The following is a 24,320-nucleotide window of genomic DNA, read 5'->3' on the forward strand; positions in this document are numbered from 1 at the left end:
TAATTTTCGAATTACGTATATTTTATTTCAATCTCTAATAAAGTGCGAGAATCCTAAAGGACATGTTCAAACTACTCTTTCATCTTGCTGCTTTTGCAGGTCACATACTTTCTACTCCTATTTTTATTTTTCAAGACGCTTGTGGAATCGATGAAGAAAACTATAAAAATCCCCCCCCTCGTCCTTTTTCTACTCAAGTACAGTGCCTACAAGTTAATGACGCTAAATTTAAAAAACTTCCTCATCAGACGATAGGTTATCGTCAATATGACGGAACTTTTCTCTGTACTATTCCCCTTACAGAGCATTCCGGATTACTTTTTTCTACTGGTTACATAGCTGCAGATATAAAATGGAAAAGCTCTATTCCCCTTTCAGAAACAGACCCAAACGGATTAGGGTTAGCTACTTTCCGGGATAAGTCTTTTTATAACTATGTTCTACTTTCCCTAGGGGCCTATACAGTCTCCTTAAAAAACTGGCAATGGTCTGTCATTCTTTCAGGACTTCTTGATCCTGAAAATATTGAAATGGGTTATGGCCTTTATCAAGGCGTTCTATCTGGAAAGTATCAAGCTACCGACAAGCTTTCTGCTGTTTTTGGCGTGATCAATGAAACAGGTCTCCATCAAGAAAAAGCCTGGCCTTTGGTAGGTGTTAGTTATAAAGCTACCGACCAACTAACCTTCAATTGCATTTACCCTGTGAATTTTTCTATTGACTATCGCGCAACGCCAGTGTGCGACTTGGGTTTAGCCTATCGGTTAACTAGGTTTCGTAAAAAGCTTCATAAAAATCACTTGTCCTCTTCTCGGGGCATTTTTGAATATCAAGGACGTGAAATTGAGGCAAATGTAAAACTCACCCCCTGGCCAGGAAGCTTCGTTAAAGGTTTTTACGGCTGGTCTATTGGCAATGATATTTCTATTGCTGATGATCATAATAACAACAAGTCTTCACATTCTTTTAAAACCGCTGCATTTTTTGGTGGTTCAGCGGTAATTAATTTTTAAGCCTTTTCATCAAGTAAAGATCTGTTAAACTTTGAGGAGCTACTTCCTTTACTCTTCTTTTCTTCTAGGAATTTCCATTGTCTAAAAACCCTCCTCACCTTAAACTGTTTAAGTAATTTTCATAAAATGTTCTATTTTAAACGGATATGGGCTTTAAAAGTATCTGCAAACAGGGTGCTCAACTATACCTGGATGACATTTTTCCAGAACGTATGCTCGCTCGCAAGATGCAAAAGCATGCTGAGCGTTATCCCAAAACTGCAATAGCTATAGAAATACTCGTCTCTGTAATTCTAGGACTTCTTAAGGTTCTCCTAATTCCCTGTGCTTCTGCTTATGCTTGCGCTTCCCTACCTCTACGAGCTCTCTTTAACTGCATAAAAACAAAAAGCTGTCAAAATCTGCCCTCCTATTGTATGGCTTGGATATTTAATCTTATGACTATTGCAATTACTGTTGGGCTAATCTTTAGCCTAATCTTTATTCCCCCTCCAGTAGTTTTTGTCTCCCTGGGAATCCTCATATCTTTAACTACTAGTGCCTCATTATTCCAGACTCATAAGAATCTTTTCCCCGACCATATACTGACTCCGTCTAATGACTATATACCTCTGATAAGTGAAGCTTACTTTGATCAAGATAATTAAACAAACACACTGAAATAGATTAAGATTTTTAACAAAACAAATCATTTATTCAAAAAACAAGACAAATAGAAAAAAATAACCAACTAAATCTCATCACATTTTATAATAAGTAATACTGAATGTATTCTGTGAATAAAAATTCAGTTGTAATGGCAATTATAACAAGTTGGTAGTATGAGTCACTCACCTATAAATCCCTTAGGGGAACGACAAGTTCCTACGACAACCCCACCCCAGTCTTCTCGTCTAGGAGAACGTCTAAAAACGTCATCTACCGGGTTATTTCGTCGCTTCATTACGGTTCCTGATCGTCACCCTAAAATGCGTTATGTCTATGACATAGGCATCATTGCCATTGCGGTAATCTCTATCATTTCGCTTCTTATTGCTACACAAGGACAAGGCCTTATGGTCTATGCCCTTATCCCAGCACTTGCCTTGGGAGCTTTGGGGGTTACTATGCTTATTTCTGATGTTATAGGGACTCCTAAAGCAAAGAAAGTCGCGGAAGCAATGACAGCCATTATCGTTCCTATGATTGTATTAGCAATTGCCGCAGGCCTAATTGCAGGAGCTTGTGCTGTCTCTGGAGGGACAGTCCTAGTCTTTGCCAATCCTATGTTTATCATGGGATTAATTACTGTGGGACTGTATTTTATGTCATTAAACAAGTTGACTTTAAATTATTTTCGGACAGCATGCCTTATAAAAGAGCAGAGAAAGACTCAGAATACTGTAGATCCTATTATACTACGTCCGGCAACAGTTGATGATGCAAAGAAGGTCTTCTCTGAAAATAAAAAAGATATTGCTGCAGATGCACAAAGACAACGAAGAGATGGTGGACGTAGACAGGACAATCGAATACGTAGAGTCCGTCGTCACTCCCAGGGATCTATAGATTTTAGATCACGAGGGAAAACAGCGACGACATCCTCATCTGAACAAAAAACAAACCTTGATGAATTCATACGACGAAACACCACTGGTTTTGGATCTACTGAAAGTATTCTTTCATCTTCTCCTCAATTACAAGAAAGAAGGAGTACGCTAAGCAACCATTCTAAAATGTCGCTATTCATGCCAATACAACCAGCATCCTCATCAATAAATTTTTCAATACCGAATTCGGTACATCCCGAACCCCTGCATCCTAGCAAAGAAGAAAGCTCTTCATCTTATCGAGTCACCTCTTCTTCCCGTCGTTCATCTCGGGATTCTTCTAGAGACGATAGAGATGAACAGGGGAAACAACAGCAAAAAGAAAATAAGAATAAGAAACAGTCTAAGAAAAAAGGGAAGAAAACTGATTCTTCTAGCAAAGCCTCATCCTCAAGATCTTCTTCCCCAAGTCTCAGTCCAACAAATCCATTTTACGAATCATTATCACCATCGTTTGATCAAAATAATCCCTTTTCTGACGGTTATGACGATCGAGAAGGGAATAACAATTAATTAGTAATTTTTACATAACCACTTTTTGCTATTTCCTTATCACTTTTAACCAAGAACCTCTCAAGCTAACTTAAAGTCATAAACAATCATTTAGTTTTACCTTATCCCGATCGACTTTAAATCCTTACGCGCTCAAGCTTTTTTAAAAATTTTTCTCGTAAGATTCCCCTTACCAGGCTAATTACTCTAAGCCATGAATCTCCGGAAAAGCATTTACTTGATTTATTTCTTTATATTCTCTATTGCTGCAACCATGCTCCTAAAGACTCAATTGAATGGAGTATTTTATACAAAAGCTTTTATTTCTTACCCCTAAAAACAGATGAAACATTCTTTGCATTGGCTATTTACCTCTTCAGCTCTTTTTCTCTCCTTATCTCCATTAATGGCAGCAGAAACGAGTCTCTCTTCATCCGACAATTATGACGGAGGAGGCTCTGCTTTTAATGCGAAAGAAACTTCTGACTCTTCGGGAACTATTTATAAACTCTCTAGTGACGTTTCTATCAAAAATGTAACTACAACGAATCCTACTGATAAAAGCTGTTTTACCAATAGCGGAGGAACCTTAAACTTTGTTGGAGAAGGACACTCCCTGACTCTACAAAACATAGGGCTTACCATCGATGGCGCTGCGATTAACAATACCAATACTGCTCTCTCTTTCTCTGGATTATCATTACTTTTAATAGATTCAGCTCCTGGATCAAGCACTTCAGGAGGTAATGGGGCTATTTCTGTTACAAATACTTCTGGGGGTAGTGTTGCTTTTACTGAAAACACAAGTATAACACTTCAAAATAATTCTTCAGCCAAAGATGGAGCTGCGATTTCTGCATATAACATTAGTGTAATCAAAACTATAACAGCAGTTTTAATAGATAAAAATGGCAGCACCAAAAATGGTGGTGCCTTCTGTACTACAGCAAATACTGCTATCCAAGAAAATGTAGGTACTATCACCTTGACTAGCAATACTGCAACAGAGAAAGGCGGAGCTATCTATTCGAAGGCTAGTGATAGCAAACTTGCTACAAATACAGGGGTGGTTATCTTCAAAGCTAATACTGCGAAAATAGGGGGCGCCTGGTGTTCTGATGATAATCTTAACCTTATGAATAACACTAGTGTGCTTTTTCAACAAAATCAAGCGAATGCTACAGGATCTCCAACAGATCAAGAGGGTTGCGGAGGAGCTATCTGCAATTATCTTACAGCAGCAGCAGGGAAAACTGGCCTGACTGTTTCTGGAAACCAAGAAATGTCCTTCACTAGCAATACTGCAACAGTAAGTGGCGGAGCTATTTATGCTACTAAATGTGCCTTATCAGCAAACGACACAATTACTTTCGATAAAAATTCTGCAGAAACTTCAGGAGGAGCCATTTTTACAACTTCCGAAGATTTTAGCCTTACAGAAAACACGGGAATAGTTACCTTTAGTGCAAATACTGCTAAAACAGCAGGTGCCCTCTATTCTACAGGAAATACCTCTTTCACTAAAAACAAGGCCCTAGTATTTTCTGGAAACTCTGCAACAGCAACGACCACTGCAAACCAAGATGGTTGTGGTGGAGCTATCCTCTGCAATATTGCTGATTCTGATATAGCTACAAAGAGTTTACTCATCACTGAAAACCAGAGTGTAAATTTCTCTGAAAACTCTGCAACAGCAAGTGGTGGAGCTATTTACGCTACTAAATGTGCCTTATCAGGTAGCCAGTCTCTAACTTTTGAGAATAACACGGCTGGAACTTCTGGAGGAGCTATTTACTCAAAGATGTTATCGATCACTGCGAATGGCTCTATTTCATTTACCAATAACTCGGCCGGGAAGGGAGGAGCTATTTATATAACGGATAATGGGGAACTCTCTTTAGAAGCTATAGACGGTGATATTATCTTTTCAGGAAACCGCGCTACTCAAGGAACTTCTACACCAAACTCGATTCATCTCAGCACAGGAGCTAAGATTTCTAAACTTGTCGCAGCTCCTGGTCGTACGATTTACTTTTATGACCCCATTACTATGGAAACTCCTGGATCTGGAGGGGTTATACCAGAACTGGTAATCAATCCTGTGATTGTAAAAGCTGTTATTCCTCCTCAAGCACAACCAAAAAATGCCCCTATAGCGTCTGTTCCTGTACAGCCTATAACACCTCCAAATCTAAACTCTGGGACTATAGTATTTTCTTCTGAAAAGCTTTCGACTGAAGATGCATCTATCCCTAACAACACCACGACAATACTTAACCAAAAGATCAACTTGGCAGGAGGCCGTGTCATTTTAAAAGAGGGGGCAACTTTACAGGTATACTCTTTCACTCAAAATCCTAATTCTGTAGTGTTTATGGATGCAGGCACCACCTTAGAAACTACAAAAACTAGTAATAATGACGGGAGTATCACTTTAACAAATCTTTCTGTAAATTTGGATGCCCTAGATGGTCAACGCATGGTAAAAGTTGCGGTAAATAGCACAACAGGAAGCCTAAAAATCTCTGGAGATCTGAAATTTCACAATAATGAAGCTAACTTCTATGATAATCCTGGGTTGAAAAATAACCTAGACCTTCCTTTCTTAGATCTATCCTCTACTTCAGGAACTGTAAATCTAGATGACTTCAATCCGCTTCCTAGTGGTATGACTACCCCAACTTACGGCTATCAAGGAAAATGGTCTCTTGTTCCGAAAGTCGAATCTACAGGGAAAGTCATTTTAGTCGCAGAATGGCAAGCATTAGGATATTCTCCTAAACCTGAATTGCAAGCCAGCCTAGTTCCTAATAGCCTTTGGAATGCGTATGTTAATGTCCGCACTATACAACAAAACATAGCAACTGCGATGTTGGAAAATCCTAAACGTCCAGGCATATGGGTTGGAGGAATTTTTAATGCCTTCCATCAAGATAAAGATAAAGAAAACGCAGGATTTCGCCTGATTTCAGGAGGTTATGTTATTGGGGGCAGCATGAGCACCCCTGAAGAAAACACCTTTGCTGTTGCTTTTAGCCAACTCTTTGCTAAATCTAAAGATTACGTGATCTCTAATATTAAATCTCAAGCATATACAGGAACTGTTTACGCTGAGAGCTCTTATATCCTTCCTCTCCATACTTCTTTACGTCGTCATGTTTTGTCTAAAATTTTTCCAGAGTTACCTAAAGAAACTCCTCTTATTCTTCATGGTCAGGTCTCCTATGCTAGAAACCACCATAATATGACGACAAAGCCAGCTGACAATACAAATAGAAAGTCTGACTGGGATAGTCATAGTTTTGCTGCGCAAATCGGCGGTTCATTGCCTATAGACTTAAATTATAGATATGTTAGTAGCTACTCTCCATACTTGACACTCCAAATTGTTAGCGTAAATCAAAAAGGGTTCAAAGAACAGGCTCCTGATCCCAGAAGCTTTGGAGATAGTCATCTAATTAATTTCTCTATTCCGATGGGAATTACACTGAAGCGTGCCTCAGCAAATCTACCAACCACGTGGCATCTTGCCTTAGGCTATATCATAGATGCCTATAGAGATGACCCTGACTGTCTTACATCCCTAGGAAATGGAACATCATGGACTACATGGGCTACAAATTTATCAAGGCAAGCTTTCTTTACAGAAGCTTCCGCGCATCATAAGGTGTCTCATAATTTTGAGTGTTTTGCTTCTGGAGGCTGTGAATTTCGCAGTTCCTCAAGAAGTTACAATGCAAATTGCGGCACTCGTTACTCATTTTAATAACCCTAGTTTTAAGATTTGGAAAAGCTATAGTTTATACAGATGTTTTATTTGAGAATAAGACTTATAAATGTGACTAAAGAAGATAAAAAGACTCTTGTTTTGATAATACTTTCAAAAAAAAGATACTTGATTTGCGAACAAATCAATATCCTGTGTTTCTCTTGATTTCTTTTTTTCTTTACAGTATTTCCTAGGATAATTTCCTGATTTCAAAAAAGTGCTACAAATGAAGTCCTCCGTTTCTTGGTTGTTCCTGTCTTCGATGCTAATTTCTTCCTCTCTCTCTATAATCTGTGCAGAGGTCACACTAGATAGCAACAATAACTACGATGGGTCTAACGGAACTATTTTTACTCCTTATGAGACCAATGACACTACAGGAACTACCTACTCTCTACTTACTGATATATCATTTCAAAACGCAGGAACCTCTGGGATACCACTCGCGTTAGGATGCTTCAAAGAAGCTGCTGGTGATCTTACTTTCCAAGGAAACAATCGTTCGCTAACCTTTCTACTTATCAACGCGGGCTCCAATTCTGGAACTGTAGCTAGTACTACAGCAGCTGATAAAAACCTTACCTTTAATAATTTTTCTAACTTATCGATTCTCTCGTGTCCCTCTTTTACTATTGCTCCTAACGGAAAATCTGCTCTTACATCGGCAAATAGCCTATCATTAATTGGAAATTCTCGAATTGTATTTAGTAGAAATTTCTCATCAGAGAGTGGTGGTGTTATCAGCACTAAAAACTTTTCTTTAGCAGAGACCTCTCATTCTGCTATTTTTTCAAATAACCAAGTATTTAATGGTCACGAGGGCGGGGTAATTTATGCTACAGGAACGGTCACTATTGAAAACAATTCAGGCAGCGTTTCCTTTGTTAACAATGTAGCAAAAGGTTCGGGAGGAGCAATTTTTAGCCTTGGAAATTGTTCCATTACGAATAATTCTCAAGTTACTTTCAACGGTAATAGTTCCCAGGAAAGTGCTCAAACTCAAGGAGGAGCAATCTATTGCACTACAGCAGGGACTACTCTCTCCCTTACTGGGAATCAACAACTCCTTTTTATCAACAATAACGCATTAACAAAAGGTGGGGCAATCTCTGCAGCCAAAGTGAATATTTCTTCTGGAGGTCCGACATTATTTGAGAATAACACCTCCGGTAGTATTGCAGGGAAGGGAATAGGAGGAGCTATAAATATAGAGCCTGGAGGAGAACTCGCGCTTTCTGCTACTTCTGGAGATATTATTTTCAACAACAATCAGTTAGTCGAAGGAACGTCAATCAGAAGAAATGCTATAAATATTAGCGATACAGCCAAAGTCACATCGATACGATCTTCGACAGGCCAGTCTATCTATTTCTATGATCCCATTACAAATCCAGGAACTACCAGTATTACAGACATATTGAACTTAAACTTAGCAGATACTGGCAGTAATATTCAATATGAAGGAGCTATAGTTTTTTCTGGAGAAAAACTCTCGACTGTAGAAAAAGCAATTGTTGAAAATCTTATCTCTACCATTAGGCAACCTGCAATATTAGCACGAGGAGACTTAGTTCTTCGTGATGGAGTGACCGTTACTTTCAATAGCTTAAAACAATCTTCTGGATCTCGAATTCTAATAGATGGAGGAACAACACTCAGCGCTAAAGAGGAAAATCTTTCTCTTAATGGTTTAGCAGTGAATATTTCCTCTTTAGATGGGAAAAACAAAGCGACTCTAAAAACAGAGACAGCAGACAAAAATATCTCGCTATCAGGAACAATTCAACTCGTTGATGCTCAAGATTCATTCTATGAAAATCACAAATTGAAAAATGCTACTACCTATCCTCTTATTGAGATTATTGCAACTGGATCTAATGGAACAATAACTTTCGGAGCCCTTTCTGCATTGACTCTTCAAGAACCAGAGGTTCATTATGGCTATCAAGGAAATTGGCAATTGTCTTGGGCAGATGGAGTCTCTTCAAAAGTAGGAAGTATCAACTGGTCGCGAACAGGGTATAATCCTAATCCTGAGAGAAGAAGTAATCTTCCTTCAAATAGCTTATGGGGGAATTTTATAGATATACGCTCACTAGGTCAGCTTATGGAAACCAAGTCTAATGGTCAACCATTCGAGCGTGACTTGTGGCTCTCAGGAATCGCTAATTTTTTTCATAGAGATTCTATGCCAACCCGCCATGGCTTCCGCCATATTAGTGGCGGGTATGCTCTAGGGCTGACAGCAGCGACCCCTACTGCAGATCAACTAATCTTTGCTTTCTGCCAACTATTTGTTAGAGAGCGCGATCATGTTGTAGGTAAGAATCACGGTGATACTTATGGGGCTTCTTTATATTTCCAACATACAGAAGGTCTTTTTGACATTGCTAACTTCCTTTGGGGAAAGGCTACACGAACTCCTTGGATTCTTTCTGAAATGTCAAAGATGATTCCCTTATCTTTTGATGCTAGATTTAGCTACCTCCACACTGATAATCATATGAAGACAAACTACACCAAATATCCTACGGTAAATGGTTCTTGGAGAAACAATGCTTTTTGTGCTGATCTTGGAGCCAACTTTCCTATTACAATTTCAGGACCTTATTTTCTTAAAGAAGTTGAGCCTTTCGTTAAAATCCAATATATTTATGCTCATCAAAAAGATTTCAATGAACGTAGCGCTGAAGGTCGTGCATTTAATAAAAGTGAGCTCATCAATATAGAGATCCCTATAGGTGTTAAGTTTGAAAAAGATGCTAAATCAGAAAAAGGAACTTATGATCTCACTCTTATGTACGTGGTTGATGCATACCGACGTAATCCCGAATGCATGACTTACCTTACAGCGAGTGATGCACATTGGAAGGCGTATGGCGCTAACCTCGCAAGACAAGGATTCCTTGCTCGTGCCGCAAATCATGTTCAAATTAACCCTTATATGGAGATCTTCGGTCAATTTGCTTTTGAAGTACGAAGTTCTTCGCGAAGCTATAATGTAGACTTAGGCTCTAAATTTCGTTTCTAGAGCAAAGAAAAAGTATTTTTTAACTTAACCTAAGCATTTTCTATGAAAATACCTCTGTATAAACTCTTTATTTCTTCCTTTCTTGCAACTCCAGTCTTATTGAACATTTCAATATACGGAGCAGATGTCACTCTTTCCTCTACCGATAGCTTCGATGGCGATGCTGGCAGCACTACATTCACACCAAAATCTACGTCAGATGCTAACGGAACTACTTACACTTTGTCGGAAAGCGTCTATATAAATAATGCTGGTAAAACCTCAGCATTAACAAGTAGCTGCTTTTCAGAAGCAGCTGGAGATCTGACATTTGTTGGGCAAGTATTTTCTCTTTCATTTAATAAAATAAATGCGGGATCAAACGTAGCAGCAGTAGCAAGTACAACTGCAGACAAGGCATTAAGTTTTATAGGATTCCTTAATCTTTCCTTTACTGCAGCTCCTGGAGCTACAGTCACTGCGGGGAAAAGCACTCTAAGCTCAGCAGGAGCACTAAATCTTAGGAACAATGTTAGTATTCTCTTTAGCCAAAACGTATCTAATGACGCCAATAACAATGGCGGGGCAATCACAACAAAAACCCTTTCGATCTCTGGTAATGGATCTTCTGTAGCTTTTACTTCTAACAGTGCAAAAAAACTAGGTGGAGCTGTTTATAGCTCCAGTACTGCTGACATCTCGCAAAATTCAGGCTACTTAGTCTTTACGAACAATAACGGAGCAACTGGAGGAGGTGCTCTAGCTTTTGAAGGAGATACTTCAATAACTCAAAATAACCAACTCTTCTTTTTTGGAAATACTGCGACAGATGCGACTGGAAATGGTGGGGCTATTTATTGTGTAAAATCAGGAAGCACTCCTACTCTTACTTTTTCTGGAAATAAAAGTCTCACCTTCTCCGAAAACTCTTCGGTAATTAAAGGTGGAGCTATCTATGCACATAACCTAGTGCTTTCTTCCGGAGGTCCGACAATCTTTACTAGCAACAAATGTGGAAACACAGCTGCAGGAAAAGGTGGCGCTATTGGTCTTGCAGACTCTGGATCTTTAAGTCTTTCTGCGGATCAAGGAGACATCACCTTCCTTGGGAACGTTTTAACAAATACGACTACCTCTTCTACTGAGAGAAATGCGATCCATATCCCATCCTCAGGTAAATTTACAAACTTACGAGCTACTAAAGGCCAGACGATTTTTTTCTATGATCCTATTACATCAGACAATGCTGCCTCAACAGATCCTCTTACCATTAACCAACCTGATAGCAATACATCTTTAGATTATTCCGGAACTATTATATTTTCTGGTGAAAAGCTTTCCACAGATGAAACTAAAGTTGCTGCTAACCTCTCTACAACATTAAAGCAACCGTTGACCTTAGCTTCAGGAACTTTAGCACTAAAAAATGATGTCCAATTAGATGTCAATGCTCTTACACAAACTCAAGGCTCGACAATCAGTATGCAGCCAGGAACAAAGCTGACAGCAACCACTGACAATATTACTCTTACCAAGCTTGTCGTTGACCTTCCTTCTTTAGATACAACAAAGAGTGTAACAATTGGAACAAGTGGCAATAAAACTATAACACTATCAGCCCCTCTTGTTTTTCAAGATAGCAACGGCAACCTATATGAAAACCATAAAATAAACGAAACACGAAAAACTCCTTTTATTGTTTTTACAGCAACTGCTGCTAGCGATATTCATATCGATGCTATTCTTAAAAATCCTGTAGAGGCTCCCGAACCCCATTACGGCTATCAAGGCTATTGGGAAGCTACTTGGGCAGACACCACAACATCAAAATCAGCAATACTGAATTGGGTAACTACTGGCTACAATCCCAATCCTGAGCGTAGAGCTTCGTTAGTTCCCGATTCTCTTTGGGCATCGTTCACAGACATTCGCTCCCTACAACAAATCATGGAATCTAGTGCTAATAGTATCTATCAACAAAGAGGACTATGGGCTTCAGGAACTGCAAATTTTCTTAATAAAGACAAATCAGGAATCAACCAAGCGTTTCGCCATAAAAGTTACGGCTATATTGTGGGAGCAAGTGTTGAAGACTTTTCTGAAAATATCTTCAGTCTAGCTTTTTGCCAGCTCTTTGGAAAAGATAAAGACCTTTTCATAGTTGAAAATACATCTCATAATTATTTAGGTTCCCTATACCTGCAGCATACAGCTTTCTTAGGTGGGCTTCCGATCCCTACATTGGGAGGAATTACTGATGTTTTGAAAGACATTCCTCTTATTTTAAATGCTCAGATAAGCTACAGCTACACTAAAAACGATATGGATACAAAGTATACCTCATATCCCCAAGCTCAAGGGTCATGGACTAATAACTCTGGTGCTCTGGAAATTGGAGGGTCCCTAGCTCTGTATCTCCCTAAAGAGACTCCTTTTTTCCAAGGATACTTCCCATTCTTAAAATTGCAAGCCGTTTACAGCCGCCAAGAAAGCTTTAAAGAGAGCGGTACTGAAGCTCGTGCTTTTGATGACGGAGATCTTATTAACTGCTCAATCCCTCTCGGAATCCGCTTAGAAAAAGTTTCCAAAGATGAAAAAAATAATCTTGAGTTTTCTCTAGCCTATATCTCCGACGTCTATCGCAAGAATCCCCATTCTCGCACTGCTTTGATTATCAGCGGAGCTGCTTGGAATTCTATATGTAAAAATCTTGCAAGACAAGCCTTCTTAGCTAGTGCTCGAAGCCATCTCACACTATCTCCTCACCTAGAATTTTCTGGACAAGCAGCGTACGAGTTGCGCGGTTCAACAGATATCTATAATGTAGACTGTGGTCTAAGATTTTCATTCTAATTGTTAGATCCCTCCCTATCTCATCGGAGGGTTCTTTGCATAATCTTATTTATAACTTCAAATTTCTATCCCTTCCATTCCTCTTGATTTCTTTAATTTATTGCAGTATGTGGTGAAATAATTTTTTAAATTACCCATAGCCTTCTACATGAAATCCTCACTTCATTGGTTTTTAATCTCATCATCTTTAGCTTTTCCCTTAGTGGTAAGTTGCTCTACATTTGCTGCTGCTGTCGAAATCAATCTGGGACCTGAAAATAGCTTCTCAGGAACAGGAACATACACCCCTCCAGCTTCAACATCAAATGCAGATGGGACTGTCTATAACTTCACAGGAAATGTCTCAATCATGGGCGCAGGATCTCCGACAGCACTAACAACATCTTGCTTCAAAGAAAACACAGGAAATCTTTCTTTCCAAGGTAATGGCTATCAATTTCTAATCAAAAATATGGATGCAGGAGCAAATAATGCTGTTAATAATACAGCAGCAGGAAAAACTCTCTCGTTATCAGGATTTTCTTATCTAGCTTTCATACAAGCTACAAACTCTACATTAGGAAAAGGGGCTATTAAATCCACGGGACCTCTATCCCTACAATCCAATCATAGTTGCTACTTTAGCAATAACTTGTCTGATGATAATGGCGGCTCCTTACAAGGAAGTTCTATCAACCTATCTCTAAACCCTAGTTTAACTTTCCAAAACAACACTGCGAAAGGAAAAGGAGGGGCTCTCTATTCAACAGGAGCCCTAACAATTAACAACACGTTTAACTCTATACAGTTTGCTCAGAATACTGCAGCCACCAATGGAGGCGCGATCTATACAGAAGCTAGCAGCTTTATTAGTAATAATCACGCCGTTATCTTTGCTAAAAATAGTGTAACAGGAGCCTCAGCTACAGGAGGCGCTATTTACTGTAGTAACACGGCCACTCCCAAGCCCACATTAACGTTAACAGATAATGGAAACCTTAGCTTCATAGAAAATTCAGCAATCAGTAGTGGTGGAGCTATCTATACTGACAATCTCATTCTATCTTCTGGAGGCCCTACTCTGTTTAAAAATAACTCTGCTACAGCAACCAGTCCATTAGGAGGAGCTATTGCTATTGCAGACTCTGGATCTTTAAGTCTTTCTGCGGATCAAGGAGACATCACCTTCGAAGGAAATACAACAGTTAAGGGCTCCTCTCCTAATCAAACAGTTACAAGAAATGCGATCAACATTGGAAATACCAATGCTAAAATTGTTCAATTACGAGCATCGCAAGGTAATGCCATCTATTTCTATGATCCCATAACTACCAGCTTAACTGCAGCATTATCAGAAGTTCTGAATATAAATGGCCCTGATCTTATAGGTAATCCTGCATACCAAGGAACAATCGTTTTTTCTGGAGAGAAGCTCTCCGATACAGAAGCTGCTGTTCCTGACAATCTCAAATCTACCATTCAGCAACCGCTAAATCTTACAGGCGGTCAATTGGCTCTGAAAGCAGGAGTGACTTTAACTGCTAAGTCTTTTTCACAAGCTTCAGGATCTACTCTTCTTATGGATGCTGGAACAACATTAGAAACAGCTGAAGCGATTACGGTTAATAATCTCGTCCTGAATGTCGACTCCTTAAAAGAAACTAAAAAAGCAACATTAAAAACCACAACAGCTAGTCAAGCAATAACGCTATCTGGAGCAATCTCTCTTGTAGATTCTTCTGGTGACGTCTATGAAGACATCTCCTGGAATAGCCCACAAAACTTCTCCTGTCTTACTCTCACTGGCAATACCTTAGCAGATGTTAATACTACAGGTTTAGCCTCTGACCCTATCGAAAAAAATCCCTCTCATTGGGGATATCAAGGAAACTGGACTTTATCTTGGCAAGATGATGCAGTCAATCAATCTAAGGTTGGAACTCTTACCTGGACAAAAACAGGTTATAATCCCAATCCTGAACGTCGTGGGACTCTACTTCCCAACACACTATGGGGATCATTCGTAGATGTACGTTCTCTACAAAACCTTATAACCATTAAAGTACGGAGATCCTATGAAACTCGTGGCATTTGGTGTGAGGGAATCTCGAACTTCTTACATAAAGATAGTACCAAGATAAAGAAAGGATTCCGTCATATTAGTGCAGGTTATGTTATAGGAGCGACTACAAATCTACTATCTGATAATCTTATCACTGCAGCTTTCTGTCAGCTCTTCGCGAAAGATAGAGACTATTTCATAAATAAAAATAGAGCCCATGCCTATATAGGCTCTATCCATCTTCAACATCTAGCTACGCTCTCCTCTCCACATTGGTTTTTATTTCGCTATCTCCCTGGATCTGAGGATAAACAACCCGTTCTTTGCGATGGTCAGATCACTTATATCTACACAAAGAATAATATGAAGACCCACTATACCCAATCCCCAACGGGGCAAATGTCATGGTACAACGATGGCTGCGCTTTAGAACTTTCTGCTTCTCTACCCCATACGCTCATGTCACAGAAAGGACTTTTCCACGCATATTCTCCATTTATAAAGCTAGAAGCTGCCTACATACACCAAGATAGCTGCCAAGAACGAGATGCGACTTTTGCACGATCTTTCGATAGTTCTAATCTAATTAATATTTCTATCCCTATCGGAATTACCTTCGAGAGGCTTTCTAGAAATGAGCGTGCGTCTTATGAAGCCACTTTCATTTATGTTCCTGATATCTACCGCAATAATCCTGACTGTACTACAGCGCTTATAATCAATAATACTTCTTGGAAAACAACAGCGACAAATCTGTCAAGACAGGCTGCCATTGGACGCGCAGGTATACTCTATACCTTCTCGCCATATCTGGAAGTCACGAGTAATCTTTCTATGGAATTTCGTGGATCTTCACGCAATTATAATGTAGATGTTGGAGGAAATTTTAGCTTCTAATGCAATCTGAAACTTTTAGCTTTCTTCTGAATTTTTAAGTATTAGAAGAGAGTCTTCTTGTTCTTAAAATCAAAATAATTTTGAAATAAGTTTTTTGATCTTGCATTTGCCTAAGTTTTCTTGTATTGGGAAAATCTATCGCTATACAACAGAGTAGGTTTATGAAATCGCAATTTTCTTGGTTGGTTATTTCTTCAACAATTGCATGCTTAAGTGCGTGCAGTACAGTTCTAGCAGTAGCAGCGGATACGAATATAGGACCCAGCGATAGTTTTGATGGAAGCACTAATTCAGGAACCTACACTCCAAAAAATACAACTACAGGGGTTAACTACACTCTTACAGGAGACGTGGCACTTCAGAATCTTGGAGGTACTACACCGTTAACGAATGGTTGTTTTTCTGATACCTCTGAAGGATTAACGTTTATTGGTGGCGGCTATTCTCTTTATTTTAAGAACATAGTATCCTCTGCTGATGGGGCTGCTCTGTCGGTTTCAGTTAGCGATAAAAACCTTTCTCTATCAGGATTCTCGAGTCTTACTTTTTTAGCAACCCCATCATCTGTAATTACAACACCTACAGGGAAAGGAGCTATTAAGTGCGGCGGCAACCTCACTTTTACCAAAAATGCAAAAATTCTCGTTGAGCAAAACTATAGCGAGCAAGATGGTGGTGCCATCAATACGAAAACTTTTTCGCTAACAGGGAGTACGGGTTCACTATCTTTTATAGAAAACAAAACTGCAACAGGGAAAAAAGGTGGGGCTATTTATGCCTCTAGCACTGTAGACATAACAGACAACAGTGCTCCTATTCTCTTTTCTAAAAATACTGCAGATACTTCTGGTGGAGCTATAAATAGCGGAGGCAATTGTACAATTAAAGGGAATGGCTCCCTTGTTTTTTCTGGCAATAGTGTTACAGCAACTGCAGGCAATGGTGGAGCTATATCTGGAGATGCCGACGTTACTATATCTGGAAATCAGAGTATTACGTTTTCTGAAAACCAAGCAGTAGCTAATGGCGGAGCCATTTATGCTAAGAAACTTGTGCTATCCTCTGGGGGGGGGGGGGGTATCTCCTTCTCTAACAATATAGTCAAAAATACTACAGCAGGTAAAGGTGGAGCTATTGCTATACTTTCTGCTGGAGAATGCAATCTCTCGGCCGATCAAGGAGACATTACTTTTAATGGGAACACCATTGCTGCAACTACAGGAAATACTACAACAAGAAATGCTATTGATATAGGAGCTACCGCGAAGTTTGTTAATTTTCGAGCGATGTCTGGACATAGTATCTTTTTCTATGATCCTATTACTGCAAATTCTACTGCAAATTCTACTGATGCTTTGAACTTAAACAAAGCAGATTCTGGTTCCTCAACGATTTATGATGGATCTATTGTTTTTTCTGGCGAGAAGTTATCTGTAGATGAGGCAAAGGTTTCGAGTAATCTCCTTTCAACTTTTAAGCAGCCCGTCACGTTAACTGCAGGAACTTTGGCACTTAAAAGTGGTGTTACTATTGATACTAATACGTTCACACAGACGGCAGGTTCTTATGTTATTATGGATGCCGGAACAACATTACAAGCAAGTACAGGTGATATCGCTCTAACTAACTTGGCTGTCACAGTAGATTCTTTAGGTAACGGTAAAAAGGCTACTATCTCTGCGTCTGCTGCGAGTAAAAATGTGACTCTTAGCGGTCCGATCACTCTGGTAGACAATCATGGCAACGCCTATGAAAACCATAAATTAGGAAAAACTCAAGATTTTTCGTTTGTTACTCTTTCTGCTGCAGGAACAGTAACTACTACGGATATCCCTGAAGTTCCTACTGTAGCAACACCTACTCACTATGGTTATCAAGGTACATGGAAAATGGTTTGGGTTAATGATGGTACATCATCACCAAAGACAAATACAGCGACATTAGCTTGGACAAATACAGGGTACCTTCCTAACCCTGAACGTCAAGGGCCTTTAGTCCCTAATAGCTTGTGGGGATCTTTCTCAGACATCCAAGCAATTCAAGGGGTTGTAGAAAGAAGTGCTCTTACCCTCTCTTCCGAACGAGGATTCTGGGCTGCAGGAGTCGCTAATTTCTTAGACAAGGACAAGAAAGGGGAAAAACGTAAATACCGTCATAAATCCGCTGGTTATGCTATCGGAGGTTCTACTCAAACCCCTTCTGATAATTTAGTTAGCTTTGCCTTCTGCCAACTCTTTGGCAGTGACAAAGATTACCTAGTCGCTAAAAATCATACCGATACTTATGCAGGAACTTTATATATCCAACACATTACAGAATGTAACGGGTTCTTATGCCACCTCTTAGATAGATTACCAGGATCTTGGACCAATAAACCCCTCACTCTCGAAGGACAAATTGCCTATAGCCATATCAGCAACGATCTAAAAACAAAATATACTGCGTATCCTGAGGTAAAAGGCTCTTGGGGGAATAATGCCTTCAATATGATCTTGGGAGGATCTATCCATTCCTATCCTAGATATATACAGTACTTTGATACTTACTCTCCTTATATTAAGTTAAATTTGACCTATATACGTCAAGATAGCTTCTCAGAAAAAGGTATAGAAGGAAGATCTTTTGATGATGGAAACCTTTTCAACTTATCTCTTCCTATAGGAGTAAAGTTTGAGAAGTTCTCTCAAAGCGATGATCTTTCTTATGATCTCACTCTGTCTTATATCCCCGATCTTATCCGTAATGATCCCAAATGCAAAACAGCACTTGTAATCACCGGAGCCTCTTGGGAAACTTACGCTAATAACTTAGCACGGCAAGCCTTACAAGTGCGTGCAGGCAGTCACTATACTTTCTCTCCTATGTTTGAAGTGCTGGGGCAGTTTCTCTTTGAAGTTCGCGGATCTTCTAGGATTTACAATGTAGATCTTGGAGGTAAGATACAGTTCTAAAATCTTTTCTGATATCTCAAAGTTTTCGAGGTATCAAAAGAACATTTAGGATATTCTAGAACACGACTCACCTTGTTTTTAGATAAGGAAGGAGTCTGGGATTAAAGAGGTAAGAAGGGCAAGGTATGTGATGTAATCAAATACCTTGCCCTTCTTGCTGAAAAAACAGTATTAGAAACCTGAATGTGGTTTATCCAGTACAAAAGCAATTTTCTTGTATTGTTCTTCCTAATAGAAAACTGGTTTTCCTAATGCAAGAGGATCCCTATTAAGGATAAATAGGAATTTTTCTAATAATTTTATAAATTAAACGTATCAGTATTTCTATTTCATTCTATTTTAAATAAGTCAGCGACTTGACAACCTACTTAAATCCGACAAAAATTCATCAATAAAGTCTTTGGTCAGGAAGAAGAGCAAGGCAGATGCTATAAATTCAGGCTCTAAAAACAAGGTGAGTCGTGTTCTAGAATATCCTAAATGTTCTTTTGATACCTCGAAAACTTTGAGATATCAGAAAAACAACTATTCATTAACGCTGTAGTACCTCCAAGATTCTGAAGTGCCACGTCTCCTGTAAGAGTGTAGTTAACTCCTGTGGCTGTATTTTTTGGAGTGTAGGCTCCTGAATTAGTGCTTCCATCAAAACTATCGCTAGGTCCTATATTCGTATCCACTACTACTGCTAGAGCTGTACTACACGCACTTAAGCATGCAATTGTTGAAGAAATAACTAGCCAGGAAAATTGTGTCTTCATAAACCGACTCTACTATTAAATGTTCCTAGTTGAAGGGTATAAAAAACAACACTCAGAGAATCAAGATGAAAATTCATTTCTTATGATTCTTCATCTTTAACTTGATTTGCTTACTTTTTTTTTATATTCATGCAAATAATTCTCTAAAAAACAAAAGCACTACGATGAAGTCTTCTATTCCTTGGGTTTTAATTTCCTCAATGATAGCTTTCTCTTGTTATTCTCACCTACTTGCTACTGAAGCAACCTTATCGACAGCAGACAGTTTCGATGGAAACACTGCTTCTGGAACTTTTACTCCACTATCTTCAGCTTCGACATATTCCCTATCCGGGAACGTGTTCTTTACCAATCCAGGGAAAGGAGCTGCTTTATCGGATAGTTGTTTTAAACAGGATACTGAAAATCTTACTTTTTTAGGGAATGGTCATAGTTTAAATTTTAGCTTTTTAGATTCAGGTGCACATCCAAGCGCTGCTTCATCAACAGGAGCAAATAAAAATCTTATTTTTTCAGACTTTTCTCTGCTACGTTTTGATTCTAGTCCTAATGTGAAGATTCCTACAGGTCTAGGAACTCTCTCATCAGCAGGAGGCGTAAATTTTGAACGTATTGGTAGGCTTATTTTTTCCGGAAACTTCTCGACTGGAGATGGTGGAGCAATCAAAGGCACTTCTTGCTCTTTAAGTGAGGTGTCTAGTGAAGCTATTTTTACTGATAACTCGTCATCAACAAAGGGAGGAGCGATCGCGACTACAGCGGGCACGAATATAACAAATAACAAAGGTTTTGTTAGATTCTTATTTAACACAGCGACTACTTCAGGAGGCGCTATCAATGATGAAAGTAGCTCTACTCTAGCCCATAATAAGTCACTTTATTTTGAAAGAAACTCAGCAAAAACTACTGGAGGGGCGATCTCTAGCTCAAAGACCGGCGGCTCAGCAGAACTGACACTATCTAACAACGAGAACCTAATTTTTCTTGAAAATTCATCCGGAACAAGTGGTGGTGCTATCTCTGCACAAAAACTGACGCTATCTTCAGGAGGCTTTACAGAATTCAGGGGAAATAACGTCTCTTCGGCAACTCCTAAAGGAGGAGCAATTAACATTGAGTCCTCAGGGGAACTCAATCTTTCTGCAGAGGGAGGGAACATTATCTTCATAAGAAATACGATTACTTCATCAGGAAATACTAATCCTCCCAAACGCAATGCCATCAATATAGGGAATAACGGAAAATTTACTGAACTGCGTGCTACAAAAGGTCACGCTATATTCTTTTATGATCCCATCACTTCAGAGGGAACATCATCTGATGTATTGCAGATCAATAATGGTCCAGTAGGAACTCCCAATCCCTACGAAGGAACAATTTTATTTTCTGGAGATACCTTAACGAGTGCTGAATTTAAAGTTGCTGAGAACCTGAAATCTTCATTCACACAACCCGTGAATTTATCAGGAGGAAAATTACTGCTACAAAAAGGAGTTACCTTAGAAAGTACCAGCTTCAATCAAAATGCAAGCTCTCTTTTAGGGATGGACTTAGGAACTACATTGCAAACTACATCGGGAGGCATCACAATCACTAACTTAGGAATTAATGTAGATTCCTTAGATCTGAAACAACCCATTCAGCTTACAGCAAAAGGTAGTGGCAGTAAGGTAATTGTATCTGGAAACCTCAATCTTATTGATTTTCAAGGGAATATTTATGAAAATCATATGTTCAGCCATGATCAACTTTTCTCTCTGTTAAAGATTACAGTCGATGCTGATGTTTCCACTAATGTAGATATCAACAATCTCACGCCTAGTCCTACTGAAACTCCTAGTTCGGAATATGGGTACCAAGGCAAATGGACTGTTACCTGGGCTACAGATACAACTAAAAACACTACAGAGGCAACTGCAACTTGGACTAAAACTGGATTTGTTCCCAGTCCCGAAAGAAAATCAGCTTTATTGTGCAATACTCTATGGGGAGTATTTACTGACATTCGCTCTCTTCAGCAGTTGGTAGAAGTCGGTGCCGACGGTATAGAACACAAACAGGGTTTCTGGATTTCATCAATGACTAACTTTCTACATAAAATTGGAACAGAAGAATGTAAAGGATTCCGTCATACATCTGGGGGCTACATAATAGGAACAAGTACACACACACCTAAAGACGACCTATTTACCTTCGCCTTCTGTCATCTATTTGCTAGGGATAAAGATTGCTTTATTGCCCACAATAATAGCAGAACTTATGGTGGAACTCTATTTTTTAGACATTCCCATACTCTACAGCCTCAAAACTACTTAACATTTGGAAGAGCTAAGCTTCCTGAGTCTGCTATAAAAAAGTTCCCTAAAGAGATTCCCCTTGCCTTAGACCTTCAATTTTCCTTTAGCCACTCTGACAACCACATGGAGACTCACTATACCTCGTTACAAGAAACTGAAGGATCCTGGAGCAATGAATGTATAGCCGGTAGTATTGGCTTGAATCTCCCTATAAGTTTCTCAGATTCACACCCTCTTTTTCAGAGCTTTGTCCCTCAAATGAAAGTTGAGATGGTTTATATATCACAGAATAGCTTCTTTGAAAATTCAGTTGAAGGTCGTGGCTTTAGCAGTGGAAGACTTCTTAACCTTTCTATCCCTATCGGGGCAAAATTTGTGCATGGAAATGTCGGAGAATCATACACTTATGATTTAGCTGGATTCTTTGTTGCTGACGTCTATCGTAATAATCCTCACTCCCTAGCAACGCTTGTAATGAGTAAAGATTCTTGGAAAATCCAAGGAGAAAATCTTTCAAGACAGGCATTTTTACTTAGAGGTAGTAACAATTATGTGTATAACTCTAAATGTGAGCTCTTCGGACATTATGCTATGGAACTCCGTGGATCTTCCAGGAATTACAATGTTGATATAGGAACTAAACTCCGTTTCTAGATTTTCCATACTCCCTAGATTCAAACCTAGGGAGTCTTTAAATTCTGCTCTTCTATTTATAATTTTTTATTATAATAAACTACCTAGATAACCAGGGATTCTTTTTTCTTGCAGTTGCTTTGATTTAATGAGGTCACAATGACACCATTGTGCAACCTTCTTAAATGTTCGACCTTACTATTGACCCTTCCTCTATCTGTAAAAGTCGTTTATCTCTATGAAAGTGATACTATTAATAACAAAGACTTAGCCCTAGAGTTCCCTGTCATTAAGAAGAAACTTCTTATATCTTTCTAAGGCACGTTAGAATTTTCAATGAGAAGTTTAGTAGAGAAGGCTTCAGGATCTATTATAGGAAGATATTCCATAAAAATATAAATAGAATATTTTTGATGATTTTAAAGGAGAAACCCGTCAGCTCCTAACCTGCTTATCCTCTTTGTATTTTTATGTTGAGTAAGAAAATCGCTACCATCATCTGTAGTTTTAATAAAACTAAGAATAGCATATAGGTTTCGCTCTTGACGATAGCTATAATCTTTCTGGTTATACATTTTCTGTAACTTGTTTATGTTAAATAACCCTCGATATAAGCGGACAGACTCATTAAAAGCCAACCGAGCATAATAAAAGGGGTGCCCAGGAGTAAAAAAGTTTCTAGCGTCATTTTGTCGACGTAAATCTAAATACCTATTTAAGATACAACGAGGTCCTGCTCGAAGAGGTGTGAGATATGGGGCATTATACCAACAGTAAGTAAGACAGAAAAGAGCGTGGTCTTCAGGAGGTATAGCTCTAGCTTTTTCTTGATAATGGGAAGCTTGAAGATCGCTGAAGACCGGACGTATAATCTCATTAAAGTTGCCTGCACATGCTCTTATTAACTTATAGCAAGAGACTATTTTACGTATAGCTGTCTCTGAATCTTGATTGATACCATCTATTGCTTTTAGCTGCCAATACATGAATAAAAGCACATATTTCTTTTCCTTATAAATCTGCTTTAGTTCAGGATTTTTGGCTTGCTTTATCACTAATCTAGAGTATTGTCGTGCTGAACGCCCTTTAAAATCTTTTACATGTGCACCGTGATTAACTTGCATATCCTTATGTTGTTGTTCTGCAAACCAAACCTCGAGAAGAATAAACGCTTCGTCACTAATCACCGACATGCATTTTGTACTATAGAATTTATATATTAAAAAAACAGAAGCAAGGGCGACTAGAACAATTCCTGGAATGAGCGCAGGAACTAAAGGAAGGGTTACTAGAGCTAAAGCTATAAGAACAATGCCAGCAACTAGCGCAAGCAAAGAAATCACAAAAAAATGGATTCTACTAAACTTAGTTACCAGTGATTCTTTGTTTAGTATCGGCGGTAACGCTGTTGAGGTTGCTGGACTAACGATTTTCATTCATAATTTAATTATTTAAAAATATAAAATTCCAATTTAAAACACTCTTAAATTCAAGCAATCCCAAAATACTATATGAAAATTAATTTATTTTAAATAAGAAAAATAGATGGTCTTTCCCCATTCGAATTACCTAATAACTCGTATTCCCTATTTTCTTTAATCAGATAAATCAATGTCTCACCAGAACAAAAAGTAGTGTACTAAGTACGATTACCCGTAAAACCATCCTCAATATAACAAAATATAAAAATCTTACTGAAATTAGGATGCATAGAGTTGTACCGAAAGAAAAGAGACCATAATCTCATTAGACACTCTCAAAATTACCTTTCTAACTTCACTTCTATAATCTTACACAATTTACAGAGAAATGTACCATTCCGCCTTTTTCAATTTTTAGGCAACTCTTTTGATAGCCTGATCCTTTAAAGAAAGGACCTTAGATACTGCTCACGTCATAACAGCAAATGATAGTTCGAGGGACCCGATCTTTATAGTTAGGAAGCGTTTTCCCCCCTTTTAAGTGGACAAATGATCCCAACTAAAAAAGGGTATTGCTTAGCTGAAAAACTCAACAT

10 protein-coding genes and 1 pseudogene are annotated in these 24,320 nt (G+C 38.8%); 9 read left to right on the forward strand and 2 right to left on the reverse strand.

Annotated elements, in window-relative coordinates:
• Positions 1 to 62: 62 nt before the first annotated feature.
• The 8 genes from C834KP_RS02025 (at position 63) to C834KP_RS02060 (ending at position 18,615) form a co-directional block, all read left to right on the forward strand.
• Complete coding sequence (locus C834KP_RS02025) at positions 63 to 1,013, forward strand: hypothetical protein (RefSeq protein ID WP_108896535.1); 951 nt, start codon at positions 63 to 65, stop codon at positions 1,011 to 1,013.
• Between the two features lie 146 nt (positions 1,014 to 1,159).
• Positions 1,160 to 1,660, forward strand: a complete 501-nt coding sequence (locus tag C834KP_RS02030; RefSeq protein ID WP_108896536.1) for a DUF5422 family protein — start codon at positions 1,160 to 1,162, stop codon at positions 1,658 to 1,660.
• A 174-nt stretch (positions 1,661 to 1,834) separates the two neighbouring features.
• Entirely contained in the window at positions 1,835 to 3,115 is a 1,281-nt protein-coding gene (locus C834KP_RS02035) for an IncV family inclusion membrane protein (protein WP_108896537.1), read from the forward strand.
• A 322-nt stretch (positions 3,116 to 3,437) separates the two neighbouring features.
• Entirely contained in the window at positions 3,438 to 6,860 is a 3,423-nt protein-coding gene (locus tag C834KP_RS02040) for a polymorphic outer membrane protein middle domain-containing protein (protein ID WP_108896538.1), read from the forward strand.
• Positions 6,861 to 7,089: 229 nt separating this feature from the next.
• The gene (locus tag C834KP_RS02045; RefSeq protein ID WP_108896539.1) at positions 7,090 to 9,894 is read left to right on the forward strand and encodes a polymorphic outer membrane protein middle domain-containing protein; all 2,805 of its coding nucleotides are present in this window, start codon (positions 7,090 to 7,092) and stop codon (positions 9,892 to 9,894) included.
• 42 nt (positions 9,895 to 9,936) lie between these two features.
• A complete protein-coding gene (locus C834KP_RS02050; RefSeq protein WP_108896540.1) occupies positions 9,937 to 12,726 on the forward strand; it encodes a polymorphic outer membrane protein middle domain-containing protein in 2,790 nt (929 codons plus the stop codon).
• A gap of 148 nt (positions 12,727 to 12,874) precedes the next feature.
• Positions 12,875 to 15,664 carry a polymorphic outer membrane protein middle domain-containing protein gene (locus C834KP_RS02055; protein WP_108896541.1) on the forward strand — a complete coding sequence of 930 codons (2,790 nt, stop codon included), beginning with the start codon at positions 12,875 to 12,877 and terminating at the stop codon, positions 15,662 to 15,664.
• Positions 15,665 to 15,825: 161 nt separating this feature from the next.
• Positions 15,826 to 18,615, forward strand: coding sequence for an autotransporter domain-containing protein (locus C834KP_RS02060; protein WP_108896542.1), 2,790 nt, complete (start codon positions 15,826 to 15,828; stop codon positions 18,613 to 18,615).
• A gap of 503 nt (positions 18,616 to 19,118) precedes the next feature.
• Here the strand turns inward: C834KP_RS02060 and C834KP_RS02065 are convergent.
• Positions 19,119 to 19,373: pseudogene (locus tag C834KP_RS02065) on the reverse strand (hypothetical protein); the annotation flags it as partial.
• A 164-nt stretch (positions 19,374 to 19,537) separates the two neighbouring features.
• Here C834KP_RS02065 and C834KP_RS02070 point away from each other — a divergent pair.
• A complete protein-coding gene (locus tag C834KP_RS02070; protein WP_108896544.1) occupies positions 19,538 to 22,324 on the forward strand; it encodes a polymorphic outer membrane protein middle domain-containing protein in 2,787 nt (928 codons plus the stop codon).
• A gap of 398 nt (positions 22,325 to 22,722) precedes the next feature.
• On the opposite strand, the gene C834KP_RS05370 is transcribed toward C834KP_RS02070, so the two are convergent.
• Positions 22,723 to 23,739: a hypothetical protein gene (locus C834KP_RS05370; RefSeq protein WP_231911701.1), complete on the reverse strand. Its 1,017-nt coding sequence runs from the start codon at positions 23,737 to 23,739 to the stop codon at positions 22,723 to 22,725.
• Positions 23,740 to 24,320 lie beyond the last annotated feature (581 nt).

This window comes from Chlamydia serpentis, from assembly GCF_900239945.1.
GTDB classification, from domain to species: Bacteria; Chlamydiota; Chlamydiia; order Chlamydiales; family Chlamydiaceae; genus Chlamydia; species Chlamydia serpentis.

Excerpts from the sequence above, each read along its gene's own strand:
- C834KP_RS02025 (WP_108896535.1), top strand. The coding sequence starts at position 63 with ATGTTCAAACTACTCTTTCATCTTGCTGCTTTTGCAGGTCACATACTT.
- C834KP_RS02030 (WP_108896536.1), top strand. The coding sequence starts at position 1,160 with ATGGGCTTTAAAAGTATCTGCAAACAGGGTGCTCAACTATACCTGGAT.
- C834KP_RS02035 (WP_108896537.1), top strand. The coding sequence starts at position 1,835 with ATGAGTCACTCACCTATAAATCCCTTAGGGGAACGACAAGTTCCTACG.
- C834KP_RS02040 (WP_108896538.1), top strand. The coding sequence starts at position 3,438 with ATGAAACATTCTTTGCATTGGCTATTTACCTCTTCAGCTCTTTTTCTC.
- C834KP_RS02045 (WP_108896539.1), top strand. The coding sequence starts at position 7,090 with ATGAAGTCCTCCGTTTCTTGGTTGTTCCTGTCTTCGATGCTAATTTCT.
- C834KP_RS02050 (WP_108896540.1), top strand. The coding sequence starts at position 9,937 with ATGAAAATACCTCTGTATAAACTCTTTATTTCTTCCTTTCTTGCAACT.
- C834KP_RS02055 (WP_108896541.1), top strand. The coding sequence starts at position 12,875 with ATGAAATCCTCACTTCATTGGTTTTTAATCTCATCATCTTTAGCTTTT.
- C834KP_RS02060 (WP_108896542.1), top strand. The coding sequence starts at position 15,826 with ATGAAATCGCAATTTTCTTGGTTGGTTATTTCTTCAACAATTGCATGC.
- C834KP_RS02070 (WP_108896544.1), top strand. The coding sequence starts at position 19,538 with ATGAAGTCTTCTATTCCTTGGGTTTTAATTTCCTCAATGATAGCTTTC.
- C834KP_RS05370 (WP_231911701.1), bottom strand. The coding sequence starts at position 23,739 with ATGAAAATCGTTAGTCCAGCAACCTCAACAGCGTTACCGCCGATACTA.